Genomic DNA, 3,874 nt, shown 5'->3' on the forward strand with positions numbered 1-3,874 from the left:
GTATCCGTCCGGTCAACCCATCTTGAATGTGAGTTGAGAAGCGGGCATCGTCCCCACGATTGGAGGATCGTGGAGACGATGGAACAGATTTCAAACGAAGGGCGACCGCGCCGCCGTGAGTACAGCAAAGACTTCAAGGCCGAGGTGCTGGCCAAGTGCCGCCAACCCGGAGCGAGCGTGGGCGGTGTTGCTCTGGCCCATGGGCTGCACTCCAACATGGTCCACCGCTGGATCAGGGAGGCCGGCGCTGCATACCGAGCGCCTCTTGGGATGCCGGGTAGCCAGATCGCGCAAGCGATGCAGCCCAGGTTCACTCCCGTGCCCCTGGACCTGCTCAGTCCTGCCGTGCCCCAAGCGCCCGCAGGCAGCGCGGATCAGACTGCTCCCACCGCCCCGAGACCGGTTGAGCTGCAACTGCGCCGCGGTGACCTGATCGTGAGCGTACAGTGCCCACTCGAGCACTGCGGGACCCTGCTGCGCGAGGTGCTGCGGTGATCCGCATCGATGCGGTGTGGATGTCCTGTGAACCCCTGGATATGCGAGCGGGTACAGAGACCGCTCTGGCCCGTGTCGTACAAGTCTTCGGCGCAGCCCACCCCCATCACGCCTACCTGTTCGCCAACGCCAGAGCCAACCGCATGAAGGTGCTGGTCCACGACGGCTTTGGCGTCTGGCTGGTTGCACGCCGGCTCCATCAGGGCCGGTTTGTCTGGGGCAACTCCAGCACTCCCCGCCTGCCACTGAGCCAGGAGCAGCTACAAGCCCTGGTCACGGGCCTACCCTGGCAGCGCCTTGGGCAGGCAGGTGTCATCACGGTGCTGTGATCTTGAACGGGGCGTGTGCGCTCTTCAATTCGTGAATGTGCCAATGGGCACAGCCACTGGCACCGGTCATGATCACTGCCATGAACGAAGCGGTGGATCTGCAGAGCATGGACGAGGGCACGCGCCAACTGGTGCTGGGCCTGATGGGCCAGCTGCAGCAGCAGTCTGCAGAGCTGCGCCACAAGCAGGCGCTGCTCGACAAGCTCACCTTCGAGAACGCCATGCTCAAGCGCATGAAGTTCGCTGCCCGCAGCGAGGCGCTCAGCGCTGAGCAGCGCAGCCTCCTTGAGGACGCCCTCGATGAGGATCTGCAGGCGGTGGCGCTCGAGATCGAACAGATGGGCGACGCAGGCCAGCCCGCAGCCGAGCAGGTAACCCGCCAGCAGCCCAGGCGCCAACCCCTGCCCCCGGAGCTTCCCCGCCAGGAACTGCGCCATGAGCCTACCTCCACCGAGTGTTGCGGCCAGCCGATGAAGCGCATCGGTGAGGACGTGGCCGAGAAGCTCGACTACACCCCAGGCGTCTTCACGGTCCACCGCTTCGTGCGGGGCAAGTGGGCCTGCGCCTGCTGCCAGACGCTCAGACAGGCCCCGGTGGATGCGCACATCATCGACAAGGGGCTGGCCACCACGGGCTTACTCTCCCATGTGCTGGTGGCCAAGTACGCCGATCACTTACCCCTGCACCGCCAGGAGGCTATCTACGCCCGCGCTGGTGTGCCGATCCCACGCTCCACCCTGGCGCAGTGGGTGGGCAGCTGTGGCGTACAACTCCAACCGCTGGCCAGCGCCCTGCGCGCAGAGGTGCTTGCCCACGCCGTCCTGCACGCCGACGAGACGCCGGTGCAGATGCTCAAGCCGGCCGCTCAGAGAGATGGCAAGACCCAGCGGGCTTACCTGTGGGCCTACACACCAGGGCGGCACGAGCAGACCAGGGCGGTGGTCTATGACTTCAGCGAGACCCGGGCCGGGCGCCATCCCGCCTCCTTCCTGGAGGGCTGGGCGGGCACGCTGCTGGTCGATGACTTTGCCGGGTACAAGCAGCTCATGGGTGAACAGATCCAGGAGGCAGGCTGCTGGGCCCATGCAAGGCGCAAGTTCTTTGAGCTCCACACGGCCAACAAGAGTCAGCTCGCTGAGCAGGCGCTGGCCCTGATCGGACAGATCTATGAGGCCGAGCGACAGGCTCAGGGGGTAGAGGCAGATGAGCGGCTGCGCATACGGCAGCAGCAGAGCCGCTCGGCGGTGGATCGCCTACACCTCTGGCTCACAGAACACCGAGGGAAGGTGCCCAGTGGGTCGGCCACGGCCAAGGCCATGGATTACAGCCTGCGCCGCTGGCCTGCGCTCACCCGGTTCCTGGAGGATGGGCGGATACCGATCGACAACAACTGGGTCGAGAACCAGATGCGCCCGATTGCGCTGGGCCGCAAGAACTGGCTGTTTGCGGGCAGCCTGCGGGCTGGGCAACGAGCCGCTGCCATCATGAGCCTGATCCAGTCGGCCAAGCTCAACGGCCTTGATCCGTATGCCTATCTCAAGGATGTGATGGACAGGCTGCCGACCTGGCCCAACAGCCGTATCGGTGAGCTGCTGCCGCATCGCTGGAATCCCTCAACCGATTGATCGAATCTAGTGCCCCTCCATGGCTGCGATCAGCGGACAGCGCACATTCCCCTTGCCAGAGCCGCAAAGCAGAATCAGGCCAGAGAGTGCAGCCTCCATGCGTTGGAGGTCGGCCAGCTTGAGCCTGACTTCTGCCAGCTTAGACTCCGCTTGCCGCCGAGCTTGGGTACAACTCTCCCCGTCCTCCAGTTGAAGCAGTTGCGCGGTCTCGTCGAGGCTGAATCCCAGCCGCTTCGCTGACTTGATGAAGCTGAGCCGCGACTGGTCGGTTCGGCCATAGCGCCGGATGCTGCCCACAGGACGGTCCGGCTCTGGCATCAGCCCTTTGCGCTGATAGAACCTGATGGTCTCGACGTTCACACCGGCCGCTTTCGCGAGATCTCCGATCGTCATGCTGCCGTCGGACTGTGAAGGGGTATGGGTCATGGCGCTTGACTCTGTACTTTGGTACGGAAGTAAGCTTATCGCATGTCTACAACATCTACCGACCACCCGGGCCAGACCACTGGCGGCGGCAAGGCCCTGATTGCTGGTGGTATTTCGGCGCTGCTCGCCTCCGCCTGCTGCCTGGGCCCCCTGGTGCTGATCATGCTGGGCATCTCCGGGGCCTGGATCGGCTCTCTGACGCTGCTGGAGCCTTATCAACCGTGGTTCATGGGGGCGGCGGCGATTGCCTTGGTGGTTGCAGGACGCCGGATATGGCGCCCTGCGGTAGCGTGCGATGTGGGCCAGGTCTGTGAGCGCCCCATGGTCAACCGGTCCTACAAGGTGCTGTTCCTGCTGGTAGTCCTACTACTGGGAATTTCATTGGCGTTCCCCTGGATCGCCCACTGGTTCTACTGAATGAAGGGTTCTGCAATGAAACGATGGATCATCCCTGCGGCGGCAATGCTACTCATCGGGCCGAGCTGGGCGGCCCAGCAGAGTGCGGTCCTCTCGGTGCCAGGGATGAACTGCCCGACCTGCCCAATCACCGTCAAATTGGCGTTGACCCGGATCGATGGGGTCATCGACGTCAAGTCCAACCTGCCCAAGCGGGAAACCACAGTGGTGTTTGACAGTGCCAAGGTGAAGGTTGAGGCCCTGACCAGTGCGACCAAGAACGCCGGATTCCCGTCCACTGTTGTGTCTGTAAACCCATGAGCGATGTCATCCTGACCTCTGTCTTCACCTGCCCCGAGTGCGGTCATATGAAGACCGAAGAGATGCCCACCGATGCCTGCCAATGGTTCTATGAGTGCGAAGGGTGCCACGCCGTCTTGCGCCCGAAGGCCGGTGACTGCTGTGTGTTCTGCTCGTACGGATCCGTTCCCTGCCCACCAATCCAGATCGGTGGTGAAGCTGGTTGCTGTAAACCCGCGGCTTGATCTCTTGCTAAGCTATCTGTGAGCGGCCCATGTCAAGATGGGATAACCGGACGCATAC

7 protein-coding genes are annotated in these 3,874 nt (G+C 63.4%); 6 read left to right on the plus strand and 1 reads right to left on the minus strand.

Annotated elements, in window-relative coordinates; translation table 11 throughout:
* From RCO38_RS24135 to tnpC, 3 genes are all read left to right on the plus strand, one after another.
* A partial coding sequence (locus RCO38_RS24135; protein ID WP_308331145.1) for a transposase occupies positions 1-495 on the plus strand: 495 nt, incomplete at its 5' end.
* On the plus strand, positions 492-824 hold the full coding sequence (gene tnpB, locus RCO38_RS24140; RefSeq protein ID WP_210929725.1) for an IS66 family insertion sequence element accessory protein TnpB: 333 nt from the start codon (positions 492-494) through the stop codon (positions 822-824). The genes RCO38_RS24135 and tnpB, both read left to right, overlap by 4 nt.
* Before the next feature lie 80 nt (positions 825-904).
* A complete protein-coding gene (gene tnpC / locus RCO38_RS24145) occupies positions 905-2,449 on the plus strand; it encodes an IS66 family transposase (protein WP_179130010.1) in 1,545 nt (514 codons plus the stop codon).
* A gap of 6 nt (positions 2,450-2,455) precedes the next feature.
* On the opposite strand, the gene merR is transcribed toward tnpC, so the two are convergent.
* On the minus strand, positions 2,456-2,875 hold the full coding sequence (gene merR, locus RCO38_RS24150; protein WP_079364966.1) for an Hg(II)-responsive transcriptional regulator: 420 nt from the start codon (positions 2,873-2,875) through the stop codon (positions 2,456-2,458).
* Between the two features lie 42 nt (positions 2,876-2,917).
* On the opposite strand from merR, the gene merT reads away from it, so the two are divergent.
* The 3 genes from merT to RCO38_RS24165 are packed head-to-tail and all read left to right on the plus strand — an operon-like array spanning position 2,918 to position 3,816.
* The gene (merT, locus tag RCO38_RS24155; protein ID WP_070401208.1) at positions 2,918-3,292 is read left to right on the plus strand and encodes a mercuric ion transporter MerT; all 375 of its coding nucleotides are present in this window, start codon (positions 2,918-2,920) and stop codon (positions 3,290-3,292) included.
* Between the two features lie 15 nt (positions 3,293-3,307).
* A complete protein-coding gene (gene merP / locus RCO38_RS24160; RefSeq protein ID WP_079364967.1) occupies positions 3,308-3,592 on the plus strand; it encodes a mercury resistance system periplasmic binding protein MerP in 285 nt (94 codons plus the stop codon).
* Positions 3,589-3,816 carry a GDCCVxC domain-containing (seleno)protein gene (locus RCO38_RS24165; RefSeq protein ID WP_079364968.1) on the plus strand — a complete coding sequence of 76 codons (228 nt, stop codon included), beginning with the start codon at positions 3,589-3,591 and terminating at the stop codon, positions 3,814-3,816. The genes merP and RCO38_RS24165 overlap by 4 nt, the downstream gene beginning before the upstream one ends.
* The last annotated feature ends 58 nt before the right edge of the window (positions 3,817-3,874 follow it).

The organism is Hydrogenophaga pseudoflava, from assembly GCF_031020795.1.
GTDB lineage: Bacteria > Pseudomonadota > Gammaproteobacteria > Burkholderiales > Burkholderiaceae_C > Hydrogenophaga > Hydrogenophaga pseudoflava_A.

Excerpts from the sequence above, each read along its gene's own strand:
- merR (WP_079364966.1), bottom strand. The coding sequence starts at position 2,875 with ATGACCCATACCCCTTCACAGTCCGACGGCAGCATGACGATCGGAGAT.
- merT (WP_070401208.1), top strand. The coding sequence starts at position 2,918 with ATGTCTACAACATCTACCGACCACCCGGGCCAGACCACTGGCGGCGGC.
- RCO38_RS24165 (WP_079364968.1), top strand. The coding sequence starts at position 3,589 with ATGAGCGATGTCATCCTGACCTCTGTCTTCACCTGCCCCGAGTGCGGT.
- merP (WP_079364967.1), top strand. The coding sequence starts at position 3,308 with ATGAAACGATGGATCATCCCTGCGGCGGCAATGCTACTCATCGGGCCG.
- tnpC (WP_179130010.1), top strand. The coding sequence starts at position 905 with ATGAACGAAGCGGTGGATCTGCAGAGCATGGACGAGGGCACGCGCCAA.